This window comes from Mesorhizobium sp., assembly GCF_017306585.1.
Taxonomy (GTDB): Bacteria; Pseudomonadota; Alphaproteobacteria; order Rhizobiales; family Rhizobiaceae; genus Mesorhizobium.
In genome coordinates this window covers 1-2005 of sequence record NZ_JAFKIC010000377.1, presented here as the reverse complement: position 1 = coordinate 2005, position 2005 = coordinate 1, and the positions used below count along the sequence as shown (strand labels likewise).

The following is a 2005-nucleotide window of genomic DNA, read 5'->3' as shown; positions in this document are numbered from 1 at the left end:
AGGTGATGAACACGATCAGCATCGGCCTGGCGACGGCGCGCAAACTGCTCGGTCCGGGCATGAAAGTGACGATCACCGGGCGCAACCAGGAAAAACTCGTCAGCGCCTGGAAGACCCTCGGCGGCGCCGCCGACAAGGCGGCATTCGACGCTTCGAAGCCGGAAGAGGTGCGCCAGTTCTTCGAACGCCTCGGTCCGTTTGATCATCTCGTTCTGGCCGCGAGCGGCGGCAAGGGCCTTGGCCCGTTCGAGACCCTCGACCTTGCCGATATTGCCAGCGGCGTCGACGAAAAGGTGCGCCCGCAGCTCTCCTGCCTGCAGGCGGCCCTGCCGACACTAAGCAAGTCCGGCTCGGTGACCTTTATCTCCGCGGTGTCGGCGCAGGTCGCGATGCCCGGTGTCGCCGGCATTGGCGCCATCAACGGCATGCTGCTGACCGTGGCGCCGATCCTGGCGGTAGAGCTGAAGCCGCTGCGCGTCAATGTCGTGGCGCCCGGCGTCATCGACACGCCGTGGTGGGACTTTTTGCCCGATGATCAGCGGCAGGCGGTCTTTGCCGAATATGCGGAGAAGACCCCCGTGGGCAGGATCGGCCGCGCCGAGGATGTCGCCTCGGCGATAGCCTTCCTCGTCTCCAACGGCTTCATGACCGGCCAGGTGTTGACCTGCGACGGCGGCTTGCGGTTTGCCGCCTAGCTCCGCCCTTCAGAGCGACTGCGCGATCAGCGTCAGGAACCCGCCACCCAGCGCGACATTGCCGACGAAGCCGTTAATGCGCGCTGCCCGGTCCGGTCCCTGATGGTCACAGAAATTGTGGAACATCGGCGTGGCGGCGATAAGAAACAGCACCACCACGGCGCTGGCGATCCCGGTCCACAGGCCCGCCATCACCAGGGCGCCGGCAATGACCTGCAGGACGATGCCGGCCCACAGCGCCAGCCGCGCCTGCGGCACGCCGCGCGCGGCCATTAGGCCAGTGAGGAAGGCGGCGTTCTGGATGTTGCGCAGGCCGGCGAAGACGAAGGCGCCGCCGAGCAACAGGCGGCCAAGGAACAACAAAGTCGAAGGCAAATCGGCTGGCATGAAACTCTCCCCCTGAAATAACGGGAGCGCCGCCGCATCGGCGGCGCCTCCTGAAAAACGTGGGTGGCTCAGGCCGCCTTGGCGGCCGGCGTCGGATGGATCGCCTGGAAAGGGACGCAGAGCCGGTTCCAGGTGTTGATCATGCCGACCGCCACCGAGAGCTTGACCAGTTCCTCTTCCGAAAAGTGTTCCAGCGTCCTGGCGTAGAGCTCGTCCGGAACGCCATTGCCGGCGATCAGCGTCACCGCCTCTGTCCAGGCAAGCGCTGCGCGCTCGCGCTCGGAAAACAGCGGCGATTCCTTCCAGGCCGCGACGAGATAGAGCCGCTGCTCGGTCTCGCCATCTTGCCTCGCCTCGCGGCTGTGCATGTCGACGCAGAAGGAGCAGCCGTTGATCTGCGAGGCCCTGAGCTTGATCAGGTGCAGCAGGCTCACTTCGAGCCCGCATTCGTCGACCGCCTTGTTGAGCGCCGACACCGCCTTCATGATCTCGGGCGCCTTGGCGAAGAATTGCAGTCTCTGTTTCATCTTGATGTCCTCTAAATCTGCTTGGGGTTTTGCGGGGTGGAACTGGATTTCTGCGGCCGCTGGTGACGCGTCACGAAGGCGCAACTCGCGGCAAACGATCTGGGATCGCCCTGCGCCGCGTAGTCAGCCACGATGTCGGACAGCCTCGTTTCGGCGAGAGCCGCGCGATAGGCGCGCTCCGCCCTCAGCATCGCGGCATTGATGCCGCAGGGTTTGACATAGGCCGAAGCATCGAGCTTGACCGGACCGTTTTTGCGGATCTCGCCGCAGCGGAACGCCGGTTCACGGCCCTCGATGGCCAGCACGATGTCGAGCAGCGTGATGCGCTCGGCCGGCCGCGCCAGCCTGTAGCCTCCCGCCGGCCCAGGTACCGATTCCAGGATGCGTTCGGCAGTC

At 65.3% G+C, this 2005-nt stretch carries 4 protein-coding genes; 1 reads left to right on the top strand and 3 read right to left on the bottom strand.

Annotated features, from left to right (window positions below; genetic code table 11):
• Positions 1–5: 5 nt before the first annotated feature.
• Positions 6–695, top strand: coding sequence for an SDR family oxidoreductase (locus J0I79_RS34990; RefSeq protein WP_292870766.1), 690 nt, complete (start codon positions 6–8; stop codon positions 693–695).
• Between the two features lie 9 nt (positions 696–704).
• Here J0I79_RS34990 and J0I79_RS34985 read toward each other — a convergent pair whose 3' ends face one another.
• From J0I79_RS34985 to J0I79_RS34975, 3 genes are all read right to left on the bottom strand, one after another.
• Positions 705–1082 (bottom strand): DoxX family protein, encoded by a 378-nt coding sequence (locus J0I79_RS34985; protein WP_292870763.1) that lies wholly within the window; start codon positions 1080–1082, stop codon positions 705–707.
• Between the two features lie 68 nt (positions 1083–1150).
• On the bottom strand, positions 1151–1609 hold the full coding sequence (locus J0I79_RS34980) for a carboxymuconolactone decarboxylase family protein (RefSeq protein ID WP_292870760.1): 459 nt from the start codon (positions 1607–1609) through the stop codon (positions 1151–1153).
• 11 nt (positions 1610–1620) lie between these two features.
• Positions 1621–2005, bottom strand: a 385-nt coding sequence (locus J0I79_RS34975; RefSeq protein ID WP_292870758.1) for an Rrf2 family transcriptional regulator, incomplete at its 5' end; no start/stop codon positions are given.

Coding starts and splice junctions, on each gene's coding strand:
- J0I79_RS34985 (WP_292870763.1), bottom strand. CDS start 1,082: ATGCCAGCCGATTTGCCTTCGACTTTGTTGTTCCTTGGCCGCCTGTTG.
- J0I79_RS34990 (WP_292870766.1), top strand. CDS start 6: ATGAACACGATCAGCATCGGCCTGGCGACGGCGCGCAAACTGCTCGGT.
- J0I79_RS34980 (WP_292870760.1), bottom strand. CDS start 1,609: ATGAAACAGAGACTGCAATTCTTCGCCAAGGCGCCCGAGATCATGAAG.